The organism is Thalassoroseus pseudoceratinae, assembly GCF_011634775.1.
Taxonomy (GTDB): Bacteria; Planctomycetota; Planctomycetia; order Planctomycetales; family Planctomycetaceae; genus Thalassoroseus; species Thalassoroseus pseudoceratinae.
In genome coordinates, this window is sequence record NZ_JAALXT010000001.1 from 1,114,780 (window position 1) to 1,139,138 (window position 24,359).

Annotated in this window: 11 protein-coding genes; 6 read left to right on the forward strand and 5 right to left on the reverse strand. The window is 55.2% G+C overall.

The annotated features are described in order from the left end of the window. Nucleotides 1-29: 29 nt before the first annotated feature. The gene (locus G6R38_RS04155; protein ID WP_240928060.1) at nt 30-1,448 is read left to right on the forward strand and encodes a DUF1501 domain-containing protein; all 1,419 of its coding nucleotides are present in this window, start codon (nt 30-32) and stop codon (nt 1,446-1,448) included. Nucleotides 1,449-1,473: 25 nt separating this feature from the next. Here the strand turns inward: G6R38_RS04155 and G6R38_RS04160 are convergent, their stop codons facing one another. Further along, nucleotides 1,474-2,130, reverse strand: coding sequence for a DUF1801 domain-containing protein (locus G6R38_RS04160; protein ID WP_166820396.1), 657 nt, complete (start codon nt 2,128-2,130; stop codon nt 1,474-1,476). A gap of 191 nt (nt 2,131-2,321) precedes the next feature. On the opposite strand from G6R38_RS04160, the gene G6R38_RS04165 reads away from it, so the two are divergent. The 3 genes from G6R38_RS04165 to asnB all read left to right on the forward strand — a co-directional run bounded on the left by G6R38_RS04165 (nt 2,322) and on the right by asnB (nt 8,418). After that, nucleotides 2,322-5,762: a pyruvate carboxylase gene (locus G6R38_RS04165; RefSeq protein WP_166820397.1), complete on the forward strand. Its 3,441-nt coding sequence runs from the start codon at nt 2,322-2,324 to the stop codon at nt 5,760-5,762. 170 nt (nt 5,763-5,932) lie between these two features. Continuing rightward, nucleotides 5,933-6,838: a nitrilase-related carbon-nitrogen hydrolase gene (locus tag G6R38_RS04170; RefSeq protein WP_166820398.1), complete on the forward strand. Its 906-nt coding sequence runs from the start codon at nt 5,933-5,935 to the stop codon at nt 6,836-6,838. Between the two features lie 80 nt (nt 6,839-6,918). Further along, nucleotides 6,919-8,418 (forward strand): asparagine synthase (glutamine-hydrolyzing), encoded by a 1,500-nt coding sequence (asnB, locus tag G6R38_RS04175; RefSeq protein WP_166820399.1) that lies wholly within the window; start codon nt 6,919-6,921, stop codon nt 8,416-8,418. A 95-nt stretch (nt 8,419-8,513) separates the two neighbouring features. Here asnB and G6R38_RS04180 read toward each other — a convergent pair whose 3' ends face one another. After that, nucleotides 8,514-9,542 (reverse strand): DUF1559 domain-containing protein, encoded by a 1,029-nt coding sequence (locus G6R38_RS04180; RefSeq protein WP_166820400.1) that lies wholly within the window; start codon nt 9,540-9,542, stop codon nt 8,514-8,516. A gap of 314 nt (nt 9,543-9,856) precedes the next feature. On the opposite strand from G6R38_RS04180, the gene G6R38_RS04185 reads away from it, so the two are divergent. Beyond that, nucleotides 9,857-10,336, forward strand: coding sequence for a carboxypeptidase-like regulatory domain-containing protein (locus G6R38_RS04185; RefSeq protein ID WP_166820401.1), 480 nt, complete (start codon nt 9,857-9,859; stop codon nt 10,334-10,336). A 39-nt stretch (nt 10,337-10,375) separates the two neighbouring features. Here the strand turns inward: G6R38_RS04185 and smc are convergent, their stop codons facing one another. The 3 genes from smc to G6R38_RS04200 all read right to left on the reverse strand — a co-directional run bounded on the left by smc (nt 10,376) and on the right by G6R38_RS04200 (nt 17,279). Then, a complete protein-coding gene (gene smc, locus G6R38_RS04190; RefSeq protein WP_166820402.1) occupies nt 10,376-14,194 on the reverse strand; it encodes a chromosome segregation protein SMC in 3,819 nt (1,272 codons plus the stop codon). Between the two features lie 127 nt (nt 14,195-14,321). Beyond that, the gene (locus tag G6R38_RS04195) at nt 14,322-16,211 is read right to left on the reverse strand and encodes a flagellar basal body P-ring protein FlgI (RefSeq protein ID WP_166820403.1); all 1,890 of its coding nucleotides are present in this window, start codon (nt 16,209-16,211) and stop codon (nt 14,322-14,324) included. A gap of 300 nt (nt 16,212-16,511) precedes the next feature. Beyond that, complete coding sequence (locus tag G6R38_RS04200; protein WP_166820404.1) at nt 16,512-17,279, reverse strand: class I SAM-dependent methyltransferase; 768 nt, start codon at nt 17,277-17,279, stop codon at nt 16,512-16,514. Nucleotides 17,280-18,034: 755 nt separating this feature from the next. Between G6R38_RS04200 and G6R38_RS04205 the strand changes: the two genes are divergently transcribed. Further along, nucleotides 18,035-24,157: an ATP-binding protein gene (locus G6R38_RS04205; RefSeq protein ID WP_166820405.1), complete on the forward strand. Its 6,123-nt coding sequence runs from the start codon at nt 18,035-18,037 to the stop codon at nt 24,155-24,157. Nucleotides 24,158-24,359 lie beyond the last annotated feature (202 nt).

Sequence of the window (24,359 nt, forward strand, 5' to 3'; positions counted from 1 at the left end):
CGTCGGAGTTTGACAGAAAGCCCCAAGCCATGCCGCACACGACTCCAACTCTTCTCAATCGTCGATCCATGTTGCAGCAGGCCGGTGCCGGTTTCGGCATGCTGGGTTTGGCGGGCGCGATGAACGCCGGTGGTCTGTTGACGTCGACTGCTCAGGCGGCGACCACGCAGAATCCGCTGCCGCACTTTGCACCGAAAGCGAAGCGGGTTGTCTTTCTGTTTATGAACGGTGCTCCATCGCATGTGGACACCTTCGACCCGAAACCGGCGCTCAAGAAGCACGAGGGCGAAGAACCGTCGGAACGATCCAAAGGACGCGGCGCGGGGTATATGCCATCACCGTTCAAGTTCCAGCCGCACGGTGAAAGCGGCGTGGTGATGAGCGAATTGTTCCCGAACCTGTCGAAACACGCGGACGATCTGTGCGTCTTGCGGTCGATGCATACGGACGTTCCGAATCACGAACCGGGATTGCTATTGATGCACTCGGGGAACATCCAACCGACGCGGCCGTGTCTCGGTTCGTGGGCATCTTACGGACTGGGCAGCGAGAACCAAAACTTGCCGGGCTTCGTGTGTCTGTGTCCCGGATTGCCCGTTGTGGGACCGCAACTGTGGTCGAACTCGTTTCTGCCGGGGCAGCACCAAGGCGTCGCGGTCGATACGAATGACATGGCGGTGGATAAACTTGTAGCCAACGTGAGGCATCCCCGATGGGATCGTTCACAGCAACGCAAACAACTCGACATCCTCAACCAGTTAAATCGGCTTCACGCCGATGGGCGCAACCAGGATGATGCCCTCGAATCGCAAATTCGAGCGATGGAACTAGCCTTCGCCATGCAACGCGAAGCGACGGTCGTCTTCGACATCAGCGGTGAACCGAAATACGTTCAGGAAGCGTATGGGAATACGCCGTTCGGTCGGTCCTGTTTGCTCGCTCGACGGATGTTGGAAGCTGACGTGCGATTCGTGCAAGTCTATTACGTCACGAAGAAAGGCAAACAGCCGTGGGACACGCACTCCAACAATGACGACGGACATCGCCGCCTCTGTGCCGACAGCGACAAAGCCACCGCCGCATTACTCGGAGACTTAAAAGCACGCGGGCTTCTCGATGACACACTCGTCATCTGGGGTGGTGAATTCGGTCGCACGCCGTACGCGCAGCAAGACAAGAAAAAGAAAAACAAACCCGGTCGCGATCACCACAACACCGGCTTCTCGATGTTCCTCGCTGGTGGCGGGACACGCGGCGGTTTGATGTACGGTTCCACCGACGAGTTCGGCATGCACGCCGTCGAAAACCGCATGCACGTCCACGACCTCCACGCCACCATCCTGCACCTGATGGGCCTCGACCACGAACGCCTCACCTACCGCTACTCCGGCCGAGACTTCCGCCTCACCGACGTCCACGGCCGCGTCGTGCACGACATCATCGCGTAAAATCGATGAGTAATGTCGGTCCACATCAGCGGATTTGCTTGTGTGAGCCGTCACATCCGGGCATCTTTTTCGAGAGACCACAGGTGCAGTCGTTGAGGCCTTTGCCGTCGAGAATACGTTCGGTGTAGCGTTCGATTCGTGTGGTGCGGGTCTTGGATTGCTTCGCACTGGAAAAGTGCAGCACGTAGCCGCGTTGCCGACCGGGTGTGAGGGCGGTGAAAGCAGTTTTCAGTTCCGGATTTTTCTCGAATTGCTCCTGAAGTTCGAGCGGAAATTCCAACGCGGCGTGGTCGATCGCCTCGACCTTGCGACCAGATTTCTCAACTTCGATCGCTTCGGTGAGATACGACTTCAAAGTCGGCTTGAGCCTCTCGATCTCCGTGGTGTCCGTAAACCGAATCACACGGGCCGAGCGGGTATTCTCACCCGACTTTTCCAGAATACCTAGCGGGTCTCCGAGCAGGGCTCCCTTGAAAAAACCGAGGGTGCAGCAGTCCTTCAACTCCGCCAGGATCACAATGTTCTTCCCCTGGTGCGTGTAGCACGGGGCTCGCCATTTGAAGTCTTCGGTCAACTCGGTGTCGAGCAAGATCTTCCGCAGCGCGGCCAATTCGTCCTGCCAATTGGCAAGGTCGCGAAAGTAATCGTCAACGTCGGAATTCGTTCCGGTGCTGGAGGGCATGGAAACCTCGCTGGTTGTGTTCGAGTCCAGATCGGTACGTTCTTACAACACAAATTTTAGTTTGCTACTGAGGACGAAAGAACCCAACTTTGACAACAGATCATCAGCAAATTGCGGGTCCCTGTTTTCTGACCTGCGGACGCTTTATCATGGGCCGGTCGATCATACCTAGCGCGAAAGAACATGAACTGATGACCATTCAGAAACTTCTTGTGGCGAACCGTTCGGAGATTGCGATTCGGGCGTTTCGCTCGGCTTATGAGTTGGGCATTCGGACCGTGGCGATTCACGCCCACGAAGACCGCTTCTCGTTGCATCGCTTCAAAGCAGACGAAGCGTACGAAGTCGGTCAAAAAGGTGAGCCCATTCGGTCTTATCTGGATATCGACTCGATCGTTCAGTTGGCTGAACGAATTGGCGTCGACGCGATTTATCCTGGTTACGGTTTCCTCTCGGAAAACGCCGACTTTGCTCAAGCGTGTGCGGACCGAGGAATCAAGTTCGTCGGTCCAACAGTGGATGTTCTGCGGCGGTTGGGAGACAAAACCTCTGCCCGTGAAATCGCCGAGCAAGCTGGTGTACCGATTCTCGGTGGAAGTAGCGGAGCAATTCAAAACGTCGAAGAGGGAATGGAAACCGCGCGGGGATTGGGTTTTCCAATCATTCTGAAAGCCGCCCACGGGGGCGGTGGACGCGGGATGCGTGTCGTTCAAACGGAAGACGAATTTGCTGGTGCATTCGAGCAAGCTCAACGGGAATCGCTGACGGCATTCGGCAGCCCGGATATCTTCGTTGAGAAGTTTATTTCGCAGGCTCGGCACATCGAAGTGCAGTTGCTTGGCGACGAGCATGGTAATGTGCTCCATCTCTACGAACGTGACTGCTCGGTTCAACGACGACATCAGAAAGTCGTGGAGCTTGCACCCGCACCAACTCTTGACGACAGCATTCGCGCGGGGCTTTGTGAAGCGGCGGTGAAGATTGGGCAGTCGGTAAATTACCAAAACGCCGGCACGGTTGAGTTCCTCGTTGACGCCGAAAGCGGGCAATTCTTTTTCATCGAAGTGAATCCCCGGATTCAAGTCGAGCATACGGTGACAGAGGAGATCACCGGGGTCGATATCGTTAAATCGCAGCTTTTGATCGCTCAAGGCAAAGCTCTGAGTGAACCGGAAATCGGGCTGCCAGACCAGGCGTCCGTCCCAATTCACGGATATGCGATTCAATGTCGTGTCACCACCGAGGACCCCACGCAGAATTTCACTCCAGACTATGGCCGCATCACACACTATCGATCCGGTAGCGGCACAGGTGTGCGATTAGATGCCGGCAGTGCATTTTCCGGTGCCGTCGTTTACCCGTTCTATGATTCGCTGCTTGTGAAAGTCACCGCCCGGGCTCGTCGGTTCAATGATGCGGTCAAACGCATGGAACGCGTTCTCGCCGAGTTCCGAATCCGTGGCGTGAAGACCAACATTCCGTTCTTGCAAAAGCTGCTGCGTCACGAAACCTTCGTGGCTGGCGAATGCACCACGCGGTTCATCGACCAACACCCGGAACTGTTCGACATCCCGGAACGTCAGAACCGCGCTCAGAAAATGTTGCGGTACATCGGCGATGTCATCGTGAACGGGAACCCCACGGTCGCCGGTCGACCTCAAAGCAAACGACGCACGCCGGCCCTGGTACCGAAATTCGATGGCAGTCAACCCCTTCCGAAGGGCACACGTGACCGCTTGAAGGAACTTGGCCCTGAGAAGTTTTCTCAGTGGATTCTGGAACAAAAACCACTGCTCATTACCGACACTACCTTCCGCGATGCCCACCAGTCGCTGTTCGCCACACGGATGCGTACATACGACATGTTGCAAGTTGCGGATGCGTACGCTCACTTGGCTCCTCAATTGTTCTCCCTGGAAATGTGGGGCGGGGCGACGTTTGACGTTTCCATGCGGTTTCTCAACGAATCGCCTTGGGATCGTTTGGCACGAATGCGGGAGAAGGTTCCCAACATCCTGTTCCAAATGCTGCTGCGAGCATCGAACGCGGTTGGTTACACCAACTATCCGGACAACGTCGTGCGGGCGTTCGTGAAAGAAACCGCCGACGCGGGGCTGGACGTGTTTCGGGTGTTCGATGCCCTGAACTGGGTTCCGAACATGCGAGTGGCGATGGAAGCCGTGCTCGAAACCGATGCCATCTGCGAAGCGTCAATCTGCTACACCGGTGATATCACCAATCCGAAACGCACCAAGTACGATCTGAAGTACTATGTCGAGTTGGCGAAAACGCTGGAGAAGATGGGTGCTCATATCTTGGCCATCAAGGACATGGCCGGCTTGTGCAAACCAGCGGCGGCGAAGCAGCTTGTGACGGCTCTTAAGAGCGAGATCGGCATTCCGATCCACTTCCACACGCACGACACGGCGGGCATGCAAACCGCTTCGATTTTGGAGGCGGCCGACGTGGGCCTGGATATCGCCGACGCAGCGATGGCACCGCTCTCTGGCGGGACCGCTCAGGTGAACTTGAACACTCTTAGCGAGTCAATTCGTTTCACCGATCGAGCGACTGGTTTGGACTCCGACTCCATCGATTCGCTCGCGGATTACTGGGGTGCCGTCAAGGAATTTTACACGCCGTTTGAAAGCGAAGTCCTTCCCGGCACGGCTGACTTGTACAACCACGAAATGCCAGGCGGACAGTACACGAACTTGTACCAACAGGCATCCGCTCTGGGTTTGTCGGATCGCTGGCGGGAAGTTTGTCATGTCTACGCCGACGTCAACGAAATGTTCGGCGACATTGTCAAAGTCACACCGACCTCGAAAGCCGTGGGCGACATGGCGTTGTTCATGGTCGGGAATGACCTCACCGTCGACGATGTTCTCAACGGCGAAAAGGAATATTCGTACCCGGCTTCGGTGATCGACTTGATCAGCGGTGCGATGGGACAACCGCCGGGTGGTTTTCCAGAAAATGTTCGCCAGCGGATTCTGAAAGATCATCCGTCCTTCGACGGTCGTCCCGGCGAAACGCTGCCACCGGCGGACTTCGAAGCGGAATCCAAGACGCTGGAGGAATTGCTCGATCGCAAACCGACATCGCAAGAAGTGCTATCGTCATTGCTATACCCCCGCGTGTTCGCGGACTTCGCGAAACACCAGTTAGAGTATGGCGACACCAGCACACTCCCGACGCCGGTTTACTTCTTTGGCATGGAAGGCACCGAGGAAATTGCGGCGGATATCGAACCGGGTAAAACGCTCATCATCCGTTATCTGACGACAGGCATCGCCCACTCCGATGGAATGCGAAGCGTGTTCTTCGAGCTCAACGGGCAACCGCGTGACGTGCTCGTTCTGGACAAATCCGAGGAACCGGAAACTCCGGCCAGCGCCCAAGCAGACCCGAACAATGCGAACCACGTTGGAGCCCAAATGCCCGGGATGGTTGTCGCAGTGGCGGTCGACGCGGGTTCCCAGGTCTCGAAAGGTCAAAAGCTGCTCACGATGGAAGCCATGAAGATGCAAACCACCGTGACCGCCGAACGCGATGGAAAAATTGCCGAGGTCCTGGTGAAAGCCGGGAGTCAGGTGAAGACCGGCGACTTGCTTCTCACTTGGGAATAGGATGAGGTCTACGGTGCTGGCATGTGGGGAAATCGAATCTCGAACCACCCGCGTGTGAGGATTTAGGGATTAGGAAAGATGCTCGGAGAGCTCTGGTTTTCCTACGAAATCCTGATCCCATCATCCGAATGGCTAATTGGTAATCGCACGATTTTCAAGGATGCCAGTCCGTGACCGATGATCCAACCAAGTCCAGCGAGGCGAAAAAGCCTGTCCTCCGGGTGGCCGTCGCGCAGATTGACTCCGTCCCGTACGAAGTCAACATCAACGTGGACAAGCATTTCAAATACATCGAGGAAGCCCGCGCTGCGGACGTCGATCTGCTTGTGTTTCCGGAATTGTCTATCACTGGTTATCCGGTTGGGTTTCGGGCGTTGGAAGTGGCCATCACCCAAGACGACCAACTCCTCACCGAATTAGCGAGCGAATCCGGACCGATGCGAACGGTTGTCGGATTCGTCGAAGATGGTTACGCCGCCCAAATTCACAACACGTGTGCCGTTTTGCATGACGGTGACGTGCAGTTCATTCATCGCAAGTTGAACTTGGCATCCTACGGCAACTTGGAAGAGAAAAAACACTACGCCGGGGGACGCTACATCGATGTGTTCAAGATGCAGTCGCCCTGGATTGGTTCCATCCTCGTATGTGCCGATTTGTGGAACCCGGCTTTGGTGCAAATTGCTGCGCTCTACGGAACGACATTGTTGATTGCTCCCGTGGCGTCTTCGGAACGGGCACTCGCGGGAGACTTCTCCAATCCGATGGGCTGGGAAACGGTCATTAAATTCTATTCCATGATCTATGGATTCCCTGTGATCATGGCGAACTTCTCCGGCGGCATCAGTTTGGATGACCGGTTTTGGGGAGGTAGTCGGGTGGTCGATCCCTATGGAAATACGCTCATCCAAGCGGGTGATGGTGAAGAACTGATTATTGCGGAAATCGACTACAACGGCGTCCGCGATGCCCGTTTCCGATTGCCAACCGTGCGGGACTCCAACCTCGACCTAATTCAACGGGAGATCGGCCGACTCACGAAGAACCTCGGTGTTCCGTTCAATGTGCGTACTTGACGAAGACAGTGCCCCGGTCTACGGTTGCCTTCGGACAGCCCGCGCTTTTGCCGAAGAATTGACTCAAGGACACTGCTTTTATGTGTGGATTCGTTTGTTTGTGGAACATCGACGACGAAACCCTTGCCCAGCGGATGATTGAAAGCATCGCCCACCGTGGTCCTGATGAAGTCCAAGTTTACCGCTCGGAGAATGTCCCGGCGGTGATGGCACACTGTCGACTTTCGATCATCGGTACCCAGAACGGTCGCCAACCGATCGACAACGCCAACAATATTTTGGTGGCGAACGGAGAGATTTATAATCACGCCGATCTGCGGGCGATCCTCGGCGAAAGTGCATTTGAAACCGAAAGCGATAGCGAAACGATTTTGCATCTCTTTCGCTCCGACCAACTCCGCTGGGTGGCTCGGTTGGATGGTATGTTCGCATTCGTCCTCGCGACGAAAGATCGGGTTATTGCCGCTCGCGATCCATTGGGAATCAAACCGCTTTATGTGGCCGAATTTGAAGAGGGCCTGGCGTTCGCGTCCGAATTGAAGGCGTTCGACGGTCTCGGATTGAAGTCGATCCAGGCCATCAAACCCGGTGGCATGTTCGACAGCATCGACGGTTTCCGCCAATGGTCACGAATTCCGCATGGTGCCGCCGACATCGATCCCGGTGTAAACATCGAGGCGATTTACCGTGAACTTCGGTTGGTCTTGGAAGACGCTGTTCGGAAATGGATGGTCGCCGATGTTGAAGTAGGTTCGTTTCTTTCCGGCGGGCTGGACTCCTCGATTATTGCGGCTCTCGCGGCAAAGGCCATCGATCGACCATTGAAAACGTTTTCGGTCGGTGTGGAAGGCAGTCCCGATTTGCTCGCTGCGAGACAAGTCGCCGAACACATCGGAGCCGATCACTACGAGTTGACGTTCACACCGCAAGACCTGGCGGATGCGTTGCCGCACGTGATCTATCACTTGGAGAGTGCCGACGTGGACCTCGTCCGCAGCGCAATGCCGACGCACTTCGCCACCACGCTGGCCCGCCGACATGTGAAAGCCACGCTCACCGGCGAAGGAGCCGACGAGTTATTCGCCGGCTATGCGTACCATCACGATTACGCGACGGCCCCCCGCGAACTCGCCGAGGAACTCACACGGTCGTTGCAGTCGATGCACAACATCAATTTGCAACGGGTCGATCGCATCACAATGGCTCAGGGACTCGAAGCCCGCACGCCATTTCTGGATCGCGATTTGATCGACTTCGCCCAGTCGATTCCCGCATCCCTCAAAATGCGGGTCACCGACGAAGCCACCGGCAAGACAGTTGAAAAGTGGATTCTCCGCAAAGCCTGCGAGGACTTGTTGCCCCCAGAACTGGTTTGGCGGGAGAAGGCCCAATTCGACGAAGGCACCGGTACGGTCGGTGTGCTCGATCAAGCGTTAGGTTTGGTCGCTAACTCTCCGACACCGATTAGTCGCGAAACCGAAGCGGCGATCTACGAGCAAATTCTTCGCGAGCAGTTCAAAGACCCCGACTTCATTCTCGAAAACGCGGGAACCTGGACCGACAATCGTGTGGCTCACTGATCAACAGAAGTCACGGACGCAAAAAAGGGCAGTCGTCTTGAAGACCAAGACGCTGCCCTTGCTGATTCTTCGAATGTTACCCCGTAGTGTTTGGCTTAGAAGTCTTGCACGACTTCACCGGAGCTCTTGCTTCCCAATGCCCCCCATACGCCGTAGGGACTTTGTCCACCGAAGCTGGCAGAACTTTGCGAAACACCTAGGTTTCCGGTGTTGATTGTCTCGCTGATGAAGCGAACCGAAGCATCGCACATCAACGCATTCACACCACCCGAGTGACGGCTACTGGCTGGCAGCAAGACGTTGACCGAGTCGGCATTCACATTGGCATCATCAGTGCACCCAGGTGAGTTGGGAGGCAAAACGGTGTTGAACGCACAGCGTTCCGGTTGACCGTCCCACAAGGAAGTTCCAAAGCGGCCTTTGACGTTGCTGGGCGTGACAAAGGTGTTCCCGGAAGTCAGCGAAAGACAATTCACAGGCGGATTGATGGTGGCACTCGTCGCGGTTCCTTCGATCGGCTGTGCACCATTGTTGCCACCGATTCCGAAGTTGGCTTTCACGCGTTCGCTCATCATTATGGTATTGCTGGTTCCATCGGTGATGTCACCCATCCGCGTTGAAGTCCGAAACATGAAAATGCCGCGAAGGTTGCTGGTGTCGCGGATGTTCATGTGGCTATCGCCAACGCTGAATGCGTAGTTGGTCTGACGAACACCTTCCGGATACGCGTCGGACGGGCAAAGAAGACCGTCGATCTTCACGTTCCAAACTGACCACCCAGACCATGCGGTTGGTCCACCAGGAGGTGTGGAAGCGTCTCCTGCTTGGATTTGCTTGAACAAGTTGTCTTGCTCGATGAAAGGCAACAAACCGTAGAAACCGCTCAAGCGGTTGCTGTTGGTTGCCGTACCGTATTTCCGAGGGACGAATCCACCGTGGGTATCGTGATAGTTGTGCAACGCGATGCCGAGTTGCTTCAAGTTGTTCTTGCATTGTGTTCGGCGAGCAGCTTCACGGGCCTGTTGAACGGCAGGCAAGAGCAGGGCGATCAGAATGGCGATGATGGCAATGACCACCAGCAATTCGATCAAGGTGAATCCGCGACGCAAGGGGCGGGTGGACATAGACTCTCTCCAAATCAAGAAGGAAGGAACAGAGGGAGTGATTCCCTCGACTATTGGTGGGACTCGTACACTCCGGCTCGGAGGGTTTGGTCTGTGTGGAAACCAAGTGTGAGCCGTTAGGTTGGTGGCTTCGTCTGTGCTCGCCGGACGACATCCAAGTGTGTAGGAAGGGGATGTCGTGGAATCGAATCCAAACTGGTCACTGCATTTTCCGTCTCACCCTGGCCAAGATGGATTGGAAAAATCTATAACAGTGATACGAAATCTTCATAAATATTTTAGAACTCGTATCCCACAAAATTCAAGAGGTGAAAATGTTAAAACTTCAACTCATGCTGATGAGTACTGTGTGTCTGGCCATTTCCAGTGGTTGCGGTGGATCGCCGGAAGTTCCGGGCCGCCCCAAAACGACGCCGGTTTCGATTACGGTCACACAGGGAGGAGAACCAGTCGAGGGGGCTACGGTCGCTTTTATTCCGACCGATCCAGCGAATGGCCATGCGGGTTCTGCGATCACTGATGATCAAGGGCAAGCAGAGCCACGGACCTTTGAACAGGGCGACGGCTTGGTTCCCGGGGCGTATGTTGTCACGGTCGTTAAGAAAGACGCACCGTCCCAAACGGGAACTGCGTCAGAAGATGAAAGCGACTATCAACCGCCGGTCCCTGGCCAACCCGCTGCGACGCCCAAGAACCTGTTGCCGCCGCAGTACGCAGAGCCAGCGAAGTCACCGCTCAAAGCGACAATTCTGGAAACCGATGAGGAACAGGAACTAACCTTCACGATCGAGTAGTTCCAAATTCGCTCTGAAACACATGGCCTCAGCTGGATATCACGCGGCTTGGGCCATGTCGTCCTCGCCGTCTGTGTTGAACTCGCCGTCGTCGCTGACGTCATCGAAGCGAACGGACATGCGTTTGGACACCCCGGATTGTTCCATCGTCACGCCATAGATGACATCGGAAATGGTCATCGTCGGCTTCTTGTGCGTGATGATGATGAACTGCGTTTCGCCCTTGAACTCCTCGACGAGTGCTCCCAATCGCCCGACGTTCGCTTCGTCGAGCGGAGCGTCCACTTCGTCGAGCAGACAGTACGGGCTCGGTCGCGTTTTGAACAACGCCAACAATAGCGCAAACGCGGTCAGGGCTTTCTCGCCACCACTCATCAGCGAGATGCTCTTGAGATCCTTACCCGGCGGACGTGCGATCAATTCGATCCCACATTCGAGCACATCGTTGGGGTCTTCGAGGACGATATCGCCGTCACCCCCACCGAACGCTTTCCGGAATAGGTGTTGGAAGTGTCCGCGAACCAACTCGAACGTTTCGACGAATAGCCGTTTACTTTCGGTGTTGATTTTCCGCACGATTTCTTCGAGGGCGGCTTTGGCTTCGGTGAGGTCCGCGAGTTGCGTGCTCATATGAGCGAAGCGGGCCTCCATTTCTTCGAGGTCGCCCAGACTTTCGGTGTCGACGTTGCCCATACTTTTGAGCCGCCGTCGCAACTTGTCGACTTGCTGCTCGAAACCGTCGCGGAGTTCTTCGAACTCGGGAATCGGTTCTTCGGCAACCGGGGGAGCTTCTTCCGGTTCGTCGAACTCCTCACCGGATTCCAACTCCACAGATTCATCAATGGACTCATCTGTATCGACGGAATCGTCACCCGCTTGCTGCCAACCGGGATGATTTTCGTTGAGGTAATCGTGATACGCCGAGGCATCGGACGCAACAATTTCGTGAAGCTCCAACTGGTATTCTTCGCGGATTCGCTCGGCCATGGATTCGAGCCGTTGACGAATATCACGGGCCGACATCTCTTGCAGGTGCTGTTGGTCGTTCAGATCTCGGCGTTCGCTGCGGAGCGTGGTTTCTTCCTTCAAAAAGACGCTCCGGCGTCCGCGTAAATCGGATTTTTCAGCCATGAGTTGTCGGACACGCGTACCAACGGATTCTTGTTCCAAAGCCAACTCAGCGAGCTGGGCGGACGTGTTCAGCACATGCAATGTGATATCTTGTCGCTTCGCCATCGCCGCCGCGTAACGTCGTTCGACTTCGTCCCGCTGTTGCAGTCGCGTGGTGCGATCCTCCTCCAACCGCTTGTACGCCTGCTGCATTCCGGCAAGCCGTTCCTCGTGCTTGACCGTGCTGAGCCGTTCCTCGGTCTTGGTTTTCTCCAAGGTTTGCAGACGGTGCTCCGAACGAGCCAAGTCGAATTCCAACTGGCTGATGTTGTTTTGCAAACCTTCGAGTTGTTCTTCCGCAGCCGCGTGAGCCGCTTCGGCTTGCTGCAGTTCCGCGGTGACTCGTTCTTCGTCGAGTGTGATTTTGTGAACTTCTTCATCCAACGCGTTGAGATCACGCAACAAGCGAGCGAGCTCTTGAGTCTCCGCGTGATAGACGGCCTTGCATTGATTGTGTTCGTCCGCAGCCTCTTGAAGTGTGTGGTCGATGTCGTCCAGTTCATCGTCGTAGCTCGTCAGCGTGTGAGCCATCCCAGACAGTTCGTTTTCCCGCTGCTCAATGAGTTCACTGACTTCTTGCAGATCGTATTTCAGTCGTTGCAGTTCACTTTTGCGGGGAATAAGTGCCGTCTCGATTTGCAATGTACCGACGACCAAATTGCGATCGGCGTCGAGTAACTCGCCTTGCAGCGTGACGAACCGGCAACCATGCCCCGCACCGTTCGCCAACTGCCGGGCGACTTGAACAGTTTCGACGACCCAGGTATCCGCCAGCAACCGTAATGGCAGGTCCGCGATCCGTGGTGACTCACTGACCAGAGAATCGGCCCGATAACACACACCGGGTTCGCCAGACAGATCCCGTGTGGCGGCGGCGACGGTTTGCCCCGTTTCGTCTTCAGCGACTTCGACCAAAGATTCCGGCGTCAAAGCCGAGAGATCTACAAACCCCACGCGGCCGGTGATGTCGCAAACACCGCTCGTCAAATAGTCGACCAGTGAATCGAGATTATCCACAACCAAGTATTGTGAACGTGGCCCAAGAGCGGCTTCGAGAATCGCAGCGTGCTCCAACTCAACCTCTAGCAGCTCTGCAACGCTGCCATGAATCGTGTTCCAAGGCGGTTGATCGAGAGTGGCCGCGCGACGCAGAAGTTCCTTCACGCCGACACCCAAACCGTTCTGCCGTCGTTCGAGATCGTCGAGCACATTCTTGCGAGCTTGCCAACCGCTTCGTTGTTCGCGAAGGTCAGATAGACTCTGCTGATACGAATGCCGATCTTCGAGAAGTTTACGACGTTCGGCATGGAGTTCGTGGACTCGGTCCCCGAGTCGCACCACCCGTTCCCCGGATGTCTCCAATTCATCGCGGCGACCGCGGCATTCGTCCTCGCACGCGTTGACGGCTTCCGCGACTCGTGACCGACGTGCCAACACGCCGACTTTCGACTCGCTCATGGCTTTCAGTTGCTGACGGAACCCGTCCGCGCGACTGGCGGCAACCGACGCTTCCTTCATCTGTTCCAGGAGTTGTTCCCGATATTCCTCAACCGTGTCGCGTTCGCTCTGAATCTTGTGATTCAACTCCGCGATTTCCGCGAGACACTGCTCGAGACGGCCTTTGCGTTCGGCGTGTTCTTGTTCGAATTGCATGAGTTGCGAATGAACGTGGTCAATCTCGCCGATCACCTCCGCCGCCCGCGACGCCAAAAACGTGCGTTGATGCCGCAATCGGTCGAGTTCGGTTTCCAACTCCTCCAACCGCGAAGATTGGTGCCCAATGGTTGTCTCGTGACCGGCCAGTGTTTCGCGTTGAGCCGAGCTGGCTTGCTCCTCCACACGTAATCGGTCTTCCACTTCGGCGATATCAACGTCGAGCGCGGAAAGCTGGGATTCCAATTCCTGATGACGGCTGTTGACCTCATCCAATCGGCGTCCGCACTCGGACAGTTCCGTTTCGAGGTGGGTCAGTTCTTCGGATTGATAGCGATAATCATCCGCAGCCAGACCGAGCCAAAGTTTCTTCAACTCGGCGGACGTGTCCCGATACTTGGCCGCACGTCCGGCTTGTGTGCGTAGAGAATTGAGGCGGTTTTCGACTTCCTCGACAATGTCCCGCAAACGCAGCAAGTTTTGATCGACACGTTCCAGCTTCCGCAGGGCATCCGCCTTGCGTGCCTTGAACTTGCTGATTCCGGCGGCTTCTTCAAAGATGACCCGCCGATTCGCTGCGTTGGCTTGCAGAATTTGATCGACGCGGCCTTGTTCGATGATGTTATACGCCGCGGACCCGGCACCGGTCCCCATCAGCAGACTGCGGATATCCTTTAACCGAGCCGTTTGTCGATTAATCAGGTATTCCGCATCGCCGTTCCGCCACAACCGTCGACCGATTGCCACTTCACGGGCATCAATTGGCAGAAAGCCGGATGTGTTGTCGAACGTCAGCGTGGCTTCGGCAAAGTTACTTCCTTTGCGGCCACTGGAGCCGTTGAAGATGACGTCCGTCATCTCTTTGCCGCGAAGACTCTTCGCGCTTTGATCCCCAAGAATCCACTTGATGCCATCGACAACGTTACTCTTGCCACTACCGTTCGGTCCCACCACGGCGGTAATGCCGGGCGAGAAGTCGAACCGCGTCTTCTCGGCAAAACTTTTGAAGCCGAAGAGTTCAAGGGATTTCAGCATGGTCTGAGTTCAAGACCTGTTCAAGTGATCGCAAGTCAGGTGACAGGGATCAAGTCGCGGGAATCAGGATAGGCGATGCAGAGTACCTCTGCCGTTCGTATCCCGACTCCCGATCCTTAACTCCTGATCAGTCCGTGTTGAGTTGGGGTTTGCCCAACAGTCGACGTGGGTCGTACCATTTTCTTTCATCTTGGAGAAGAGCGTTTTCGAGATTCTCGCCTTCTTCGTCGTCGATCGGAGATTTATCAGTCACGCTAGCTTGCCCATCTTTCTCATCGAAGGGCAATTCTTCTTCTTCGTCGTCATCTCGGGATTTTCGTTCGCGGGATGATTTTTCTTCGCCAGCTTCAAACAGGTTCGGTAGCAAACCGCTTCCACCAACTCGCGAAGAGGATGTTTTCTCGGCATCCCGGTAGTAGATTCGACCCGATTTCGGCAGCGCATCGACTTCCAGACGACCAACCAAGTTGTGCTGAATATCCGCCTGCGTGAGCAATTGGGCGACGTCTGGATAGGTGGCTCCCATTTCCGTGACGGCACGGACGACGTCCACAACACGATTCGGAACTTCCCGTTTTTGATCGGTCCGTCCCACTTGGAATCGGCTGATTTTGACAGTGGAGCTTCCCGGCGACCCGGTCACGAGGATGTGTCGCCCGGCTCGCAATGCCATCGGAGTTTCAAACTTCTGCCCAGCTCCGAAGATCACAACCTCCGCAATTTTGCGGTTGGTCAGGTGAACCATTGGTTCGCCCTCTGTATCCAAGGCATGCAACATGAATTGTGCATCCTCGATACTGGGCAACGGTTCGCCTTCGATGAACGGGTCCCGTTTATCCAACACGGACAATGCCCGAAACGCCCCGTAACGGGTTTCCGCACTGTCGCTGCTTAGCAAACTTCGGAGACCGACGTGGGCGGTTGCGTCTTCCGTTGCTGCCAGTCCCGCCAAAGCGTACACACGAAATGCGGGTTCGTCCCGAGCGGCCTCGACAAGAGCATCGATCCCGTCTGGCTCACCCAGATACGTGATCGCCATCGCTGCATGGAATCGCACTTCCAAGTCCGGATTTTCCAAAGCGTCTCGGAGAATCGGAATCGAATCCCGCCCGACGGCTTCCAACTCCAACGCCGCCTTCTCCGCAGTCGGTGGGTTGTTCAACTTGTCAGCAAGTTTCTCCACCCGAACGTGCTTGGCGACATCGGTTTCACGGAAAGCAATGTGCCGAATGGCTTGGAGAAATCGTGGATAATTCTCTTTGTAACGCGGTTGCAGTTTGAGTTCGATTCGTTGATGAGTCTTGGCTTCCGCCAGCGGTTCGCGAATACCGGCTCGGTTGTAGCGGTAGAAGCGTTTTCCAATTCGGTCCGCGATACGGACCGAGTTCCGGAAGCTGGCGAAATCGTTTCGCAGGTACATCGTGAGGTGACGTTCCGTTTTGGAAACGCCCCCACCGAGAACCCGACCGCGTTTGAGGACACCGGCTAACTCCTCACGATCGCCTTCGCTGGCGGACACCAGAATCGGTCCCGATGCAATCGCGAACTCGCGACCAGTCATCACACCTTCACCGGGAACGACCGCATGTTCGCTGAGGTACGTTTCGTATAGCCAACCACCATTCAGGCTTTTCGTGTCGTCCTTACCGGGAACCCGAACTTCCACGTCGAACCGATCGCCCTTGGCAACCAACGGTGGAAGATAGGCCCGGACCACAACCAATGCCGTATCGGGCGATGCAAGCAACTGGTTCGGGTTCTTGATATCGCGACGCCGCATCTCGTCGAGGAGCGCCTCACGATAGTGTGATGGAGCCGGGTCACCGCCATTGCCATCCAGACCGACAACCAGACCCACACCTTCCAAGGTAATGAAATGCAATCCTTCGATCGTGGTGTAGTCACCCACCATCGGAGTTTCGATTGTGGTTTCGAGTGTGAGATCTTCGTCAGGGCTCTGCGAGCGGGCGAATAGACCATCATCAAATGGGTTGACCGTTTTCAACGCGGTCGACATCGACGGTCCACGTAACGGATCACCTCCGCATCCAGCCGCTAGAAGCACAAGCGTGATCCACACGAAACCCCTGGTTGAACGTGGCAACCGACTAGAACAATGGCGCATGGAACACGAGTCCTTTCGTGTCGAGACCGCTGGCCCGGATCCGCATGTTTAGCTAGTCGTGACAGAACGTCACCACCGGCTACACGAATTGGGGTTCGCATCCGATGAGATCGAATCGAGATGTACTGGAGAAGAGAGAGGGCGGGAGAATAGAAACCCTCTCGCAATCGGTCAACCGCAGTTTTTTGACTGCTACTTGATTTCGTTTTTCCTGCGAATCGTCATAAAGATAATGTTGTTGTTTTCCTCGGATTCTAATGCGACGGATTGAATTTCTTCCTCGGGAATATCCAATGTCATGCCGATCATTTCTTGCCGTGTGCGATAGATCAGCTTCCAATCCATGATGGCTTCCATATAGCCGATATCATGAATGCCGGGCAGGAAGTTCGCGACAATCAACCGCCCACCTGGTCGCAACATCTCAAAGGCTTTGGTTACTAACCGTCGACCGATCTTCTCGTTGAGATAGTCAAACAACCCCAATGAGTAAATAAGGTCGAACCGACCGGCATCGACCGTCCCTTTGAGGAGACTCATCAGAGGCTCGGCGATGGTTTCGACACCGTAGCGTCCGTACCGCGTTTCGACTTCGTTCAGGCTTTGGGGATCGGCATCGAGTGCCACGACTCGACCGAAACGTCGCCGCCGAATCGCTGCCGACATTTCCGCTTCGCGAAAGTGTCCAGAGGCAATCGACAAGACATGCGGACGTGTTGTCTCGAATGCCGCCAAATCGAGAACATCCGCGATGTATCCCCGGCGTGCCCGCACTCCTGCAGATGCCGGTGCCAAGGTGGTGTAGTCGAAGATCTGTTTGCCCAATGCCGTACATTCAGGCAACGGCCAGTAGTCTTCTTGGCCGTAGATGTAATCGAGCATGACTGCATCACCCGCGTACTTCCGCGGTTTGTAGAACGCTCGATGCGTGAACGGGTCCTCATGCAATAAGGTCAACACCGGGTGTGATCGGCATATTTGTACACATTGCTGCCAAGTTTTTTCATCCAATTCCAACTTGAGGGTTTGCAAGCTCGTGAAAAGCAGTTCTAAGCAATCCCGAACGCGATTTTCGTCAATTAGCCACCGAAGTGCAGTGTCTAATTGTGTCGATAGTTCATGTAACTGGGGATGCATCGGAAATTCATTAGGTCGATCAAGTGCGGATGATGACTTCGTTGAAACACTGCGGAGAGGGGTACTCATCGTCAGTCCTTATGACATTTCGGCCCGACAGAATTAGTAAAAATACTGATAGCTCATCTTACCGAGAATTCTCGCGCAGTCAAAACTTTTAACCCCATAAACATTAAACACTTACGAACAAAACACAGTGCGAATTTTACGTAAACTTTGCGTGCTACAAGCGTTCTTCCAGTGAGAACACGATTCAAACGTATGCATACTTACGGATTGCAGGTTCAAGCCTTGAGGTGGTCTTCCACCATCGGGGAATCGTGATTGGAAATCATCACAATCCGAAAAAGCACTCACAGATAGGGGAAACCCCGGGGTTTCTGGCAATGTGTTGCCGTTTTGCAACGCATTGTGGCGATTCTGAAACTTGAATCTGTGTATTGCGAAGCTGCATTCGATCGTCTTCGATGCTGCGCAGTCATTGAGAAAAGATTTGCCCGACGCGTTGACGTCTGGCGTCTCCAAGCGACACCACTCGACTTTCGATCCACTTGCCGAAATCTACCCCGAGGACAACCGTGCCGGAAAACCAAATATCCGCCTCGAGTTGGAGAGACTTACCGCAAGCGGTGCGCGATCGGTATCAATTGCGGCAGACCTTGGAAACGCCGCACCCGCGTGGTCGCTGGCTGGCAGAGGACGTGAACTCCCACAGTCGGGTTATGATTCAAACGATTCATCCGGAGTCGATGACCGGCGGGTTGCGACTCCGGCTGGAACACGATGCCAACTCGCTGAAGAAGCACGGCGGGAAACTGATTGACGGCATCGTTAATTTGGTAAAGCAACCTCGCGTTTGGACGGTCGTTTCCCAATACCGGCCGGGACAGCGGCTTTCGGATCGGCTTGAATCAGAACCGTTGTCCATTGCCGAAGCGTTGCAAGTCGGCAGCGATTTGCTGAAATCGTTGCAAGAAGCTCATTCGATTGGCGTTCTACACCGGACAATCCGACCGTCCCGCGTGATTATCGACGCCGAGACGCAGACGGCTCATTTGCGAGGTGTCGGGACATCGGGTTTGACGAGTTGGGAGGAGCAAGACGAGCGACAAAAAGTTCGAATCGCCGCTTATCTTTCACCGGAACAAGCTGGTGCCGTCGATCACGATGTGAGCGTCACCGCGGACCTGTATTCGCTGGGTATCGTGCTGTTCGAGTGCCTCGCGGGACGCCCGCCGTTCACGGGGTCAACCATCGGCGAGATGCTCATGCAACACATGACTGCCGAAGTTCCCAGCTTGCGGCTATTTGGTTGCCAATCTCCTCGAGTTCTCGATGAAGTTTTTCAACGGTTGTTATGCAAAGATCCGCAGGATCGCTATCAATCCGCCGAAGCGGTCTTGCATGACTGGGAGATGATTCAGCAAGCCTGGAGCGAGGGAAATTCTGAACCATCCCTTGTCGTGGGTCTCGCCGACAACCGCCGCACGTTGGTGGAATCATCGTTCGTTGCGCGAGAAGCGGAGCTGCAATGCTTGATGGATGCCGTTGCGGAATCTCGGCAGGGGAAGCGAAGGCTTGTTTCGATCGAGAGCGAATCGGGGATGGGGAAAACCCGAACCATTCAGGAATTGATCCGTTCAGCGAATAGCCAAGATGTTTGGGTTCTGAGAGGCCAGGGGACCGACCGGAGTGGGCAACGCCCGTTCTCATTGCTGCTTGGTGTCATCCAAGAAATTATTCGACGGACAGCCGAGGAACCGGAATGTCTTCGCCAAATCCAAGACCGGATCGGCGACCGTCTCGACGCCATCACGGCAGCCATCCCGGAATTGGCAGCGGCGTGGAACATCAAATCGGAAACGGATCTCGGCCCGGAAGCGTTCGGGGAAACTCGTACCACAGAAGCATTGGCCTTGCTGTTGGATTCGTTGGGAACTTTTGAGAAGCCGGCTCTCATTATTCTTGATGACTCCCAATGGTCTGACAACGCAACCATTCGACTGATTCAGAACTGGAAAGATCTTGATGACCGTCCCGGATGCTGCACGGTCCTGCTGGGGATACGCACCGAAGAAACCGAACCCGACCACATGCTGCGGTCTCTCCTGACCGACAGTCGGGTGGAACTTCAGCCGCTCAGTCCCGACGATGTGAAGCAACTTACGGAGTCCATGGCGGGGCCACTCCCGGAGGATATCCACCCCACGATTTGGCGGTTATCGAAAGGAAGCCCATTCCTGGCATCCGCGGTTCTTCGAGGCTTGGTCGAAACCAAGGCGTTGCATCCCACCGAGAAAGGATGGCGGACGGACTCACTCGCCATGCGGGACATGCAATCCTCGCAGCAGGCAGCGGATCTGCTCCTGCAACGTATTCAACTTCTTTCTGAACCCGCACTGAACTTTCTTCGTGGCGGATCGATTCTCGGCAAGGAGTTCGATCTCGAAGCAGCAGCCGAACTCGTGAATCTCTCGACGACAGATATGATGTCGGCCGTTGACGAAGTTCGACGGAGAAATATGATTTGGTTGCGTGCCGACGGAACCACCTGTGTTTTCCTGCACGGACGAATCCGAGAAACTCTGCTCGACCAAATGGACGCCGACACGCAGACAGAGTTGCATCTTCGTGCGGCGAATCGAATTCACCGAACGCAGCCTGATCGTGTCTTCGACTTGGCCTACCACTTCGATGCGGCGGGGCAGTCCGACCGGGCACTGCCGTTTGCTTTGTCTGCCGCCGACCAAGCACGAACCCAACATGCGTTGGAAGTGGCCGAGCAACAGTTTCGTATTGCCGAACGTGGCAGTGCTGAATGCGACGACGAAACCCGCTATCAGATCGCGGAGGGACTGGGCGATGTGTTGATGCTTCGCGGGCAATACGATGCGGCAGAAGAATATCTCCAGCAGGCATCGGAGTTGGCAAGTCACTCATTTGCTCAGGCTAAGACACGGTGCAAACTGGGGGAAGTTGCGTTCAAGCGTGGCCAAGTCGAGTCGGCAACAAAATCGTTTGAAGATGCACTCCGATTGCTAGGAAGATTCGTCCCCCGCTGTTCGGTTTCTTTGGTGGTGCTATTGGTCTGGGAAATCTTCGTCCAGGCATTGCACACAATATGGCCGTCTCGTTTCCTCGCGCGTCGTCAATCGGAACCGAGTCAAGAAGTGCGGCTGAGCTTGCATCTATTTAGTCGGTTGGCGCATGGGTATTGGTTCACACGTTCGAATTTGCACGTGTTGTGGACGCATTTGCGGGGAATGAATCTTGGCGAACTCTATCCGCCCACACTGGAGTTGGCTCAGGCGTACTCCGAACATGCCCCGGCAATGAGTTTGGTTTCTCGGTACCGACGCGGAATTCGATACGCACAAAAATCCTTGCGGATTCGTCGTCGTCTCGGTGATGTCTGGGGGCAGGGGCAGAGCCTGCACTATTACAGCGTCGTGTTGTTTACGGGAGCGCGGTTCGAAGAGTGCATCCCGAAAGCGCGTGAGGCCGTTCGTCTACTTGAACGAACCGGTGACTATTGGGAGGTGCACACCGCACGATATCAACTTTCGGCAGCCCTGTATCGTCTCGGTCGATTACGTGAAGCTGTCGAAGAAGCGCAGATCACCCACCAATCCGGCCTGAAGTATGGAGACGAACAGGCCTCGGGAATTATTTTGGATGTTTGGTCCCGAGCGACTGACGGTGATATTCCCGAAGACATCATGGCATTGGAAATGAGCCGCGTTAGACCGGACGCGCAAGGCACTGCTCAAACGATGCTTGGCGAGGGAGTTCGGTTGCTCGCCGAAAACAACCCCGAGAAAGCGGTCGAAGTTTTTCACTCGGCATACACGCTGGCCAGTCGTGCAGGGGTGTGCAACGCATATGTTTCGCCAAACCTCACATGGCATGTCACGGCATTGCGTGTCCAAGCCGAAGGATTGTCTTCATTCCATTCCCGTCAGAAACGCGAGCTGATTCGCAAAGCGATTCGGGTTAGTCGGCGTTCGGTCCGAATGGCGCATCGCTTTCCGAATTGTCTACCGCATGCGCTTCGCGAGCGTGGTCTGTTGCTGGCGATGCAGGAACTTCACCAAGCCGCCCTAACTTCGCTCAACCAAAGTCTAGAAGTCGCCAAGGAACAAAAGGCCGAGTACGAGGCCGAGCAAACCCAACTCGCCATTGCACAGGTCCGGGCGGCTTGGGGGGCGTGTGATGATCAGCGAGAAATCGAGCAAGCGGAACTGCAACTCGCTAACCGAAGACGGCAGGTCGCACCGGAATCAGAGCACAAGATTGATTCGCTCTCATTGGCCGACCGGTTTGATTTCGTCCTTCAAGCTGGACGTGAAATTGCCACGGCACTTCAACCGACGGAAATCTTTCGAGCCGTCGAAGACTCCGGCGCTCGACTCCTCCGTGCGGAACAGTGTTCTCTGCTGATGATTCCTGAAGATCATGAGTTCGATGACTTTGAGGAATTATTCTCGGCAACGGAAGTACAAGTCGAGTCCGGACTGGTCGCCTCCGCGGTGATGTCTGGCCGGGCGATGGTTCCCAATGAAGACTCCGAAGAAAATCTCCCGCGTGACGACAACCGGTCGCAGTTATGCGTACCAATTTCGGTACGATCGCGTGTGGTGGCTTGCCTGGTCGCTAAGCACGATCACATTCGCAATCTCTTCGGACCGGATGAATGTCGCTTGGCAGACTTTATCGCGACTATCGCTGGGGCTGCCCTGGAGAACTCCGAAAACTTCCAACAGCTTCAAGAACTCAACGAGACCTTGGAAGCTCGCATCGCCGAACGAACTGCCGCTGCGGAGGCACGAGCCCAGGAACTCCAGTTGGTGGCCGCCGAACTCAAAACCGCAGACGAACGTCTCCGCGTGGCCAAAGAAGCGGCGGAAGCGGCCAACCGAGCCAAGAGCGATTTTCTCGCGAACATGAGTCACGAAATTCGCACGCCGATGAACGCCATTCTTGGCTTCACCGATTTGCTCCGCCGCGACTTCTACGAGTCCGATGCCGAACGAGTCGAATTTTTGGAAACCATTCACTCCAGCGGCACACAATTGCTGCATTTGATCAACGGCATCCTCGACCTTTCGAAGGTGGAAGCTGGCCAGTTGGATATTGAACAGGTCGCGTGTTCGCCGCACGATGTGCTGGAAAACACTCTACGCACGTTGAGTGTTCGTGCGTTGGAAAAAGGACTGACTCTCCAGATGGAGACTCCGGAGCCGTTGCCCAAACGGATCGTCACAGACCCGGCTCGATTGCGTCAGGTCATTACAAACTTGGTTGGAAACGCAATCAAATTTACCGAAACCGGCGGTGTGCATCTTGTCGCAACAATGCAAGAGGGAGAGACGCCCACGCTGCGAGTTGACGTCATTGATAGCGGCATCGGTATGTCTCCAGACAATGTCGAATGCATCTTCCAACCGTTTGTGCAGGCCGACACTTCGATCACCCGGAAGTATGGTGGAACCGGGTTGGGGTTGGCGATCAGTCAGCGACTTGCCAGAGCATTGGGAGGCGAACTTAGCGCAACCAGCGAAGTCGGCGTTGGCAGCACGTTTACACTGACGGTATCCGCACCGCAGCCCAGTGCGGATACGCAAATTGAAGACGTGACGGTCTCCGAATCATCCACAGGCTTTGTCACGCAGTCATTCCAAGAGAAGTTGCCGTTCGCTCGTGTTCTGCTGGTCGATGACGGAGAGGAGAACCGACGGCTGTTGCGATTGGTCCTATCCCGCGCTGGATTGGAAGTTGTCCAAGCCGAGAACGGTCAGATTGCTGTCGATGAGGCGTTGTCGAGTTCATTCGATGTCATTCTGATGGACATGCAAATGCCCGTTATGGATGGTTATACAGCCACGCGAAAACTCCGCGATGCCGGTTTGGAGATTCCCATCTTCGCCCTGACTGCGAGTGTCATGCGGGGTGATGAGGAGAAGTGCTTGGAAGCGGGTTGTTCACAGTTCATCGCGAAGCCGGTGGACTTGGATGCCCTGATGAATACGTTGTCGGACGTCCTTCAGAACTTAACGACCTCACGCGATGTTCGTGATCCTTCAACCGATGATGTCGAGTTGTCGATGGAAATTGGTATCGAGGATTTGATGAGGAACATTGGGACGCACGGTCGACTCATGACTTGTGCATTTCAAGCCCAAGAGATCGAACGGCTAACCGAGCTCAATGCTCGTCTTCACGAAGCCGCGAGCGAAATGGATTTGGACGATCTCGTCGAGACAACGAGGACCGTCGGGGAATGCCTCGACACCCAAGACGAAGACGGTTTGACGCTGGCGATGACGGAACTCTCGACTGTCATTGAAATGTTTGCCGGTCCGGCCGTCTCCGAACCAGCCCCCAAACCGGTTGCAGCCAGCCCGATGGATGCATTTGCTGACGATCCCGAATTCCAGACGATCCGCCGAGACTATCTCGCTGGTCTTCCGAGCAAACTCGACGAAATGAACAAGGCCGTCGATGCCCGAGACTGGAGTGAACTCAAGTCGATTGCTCACTGGTTGCTTGGGTCAGCTGGAACCGTCGGTTGGCCGGAGTTTAGCCCACTTGCTCGCGAACTCGAAAATGCGGCAATCGCACAAGACGAAAAACTTGTTCGCGATTTGCTAACGCAAATTCAGACGTTGGTCGACACCAACGCGGCGGCGTATCACGAATGACACGAACCGCACCAATGCGGAAGTTCCTAAGTTGCCTATATTTTGCATCACGGAGAATTGATCTTCCGGCGTTGGGAAAGTGTCATCGCGAATCGAGTTTCCGCAGTCGTCCGGTCGATACGTGCCACTGGACGACGTTGACGACTGGAGCAACTTCTAACGGTGGAAGTTGTGGTGGTCATCTGGTTTTGTCCGTTTCGAG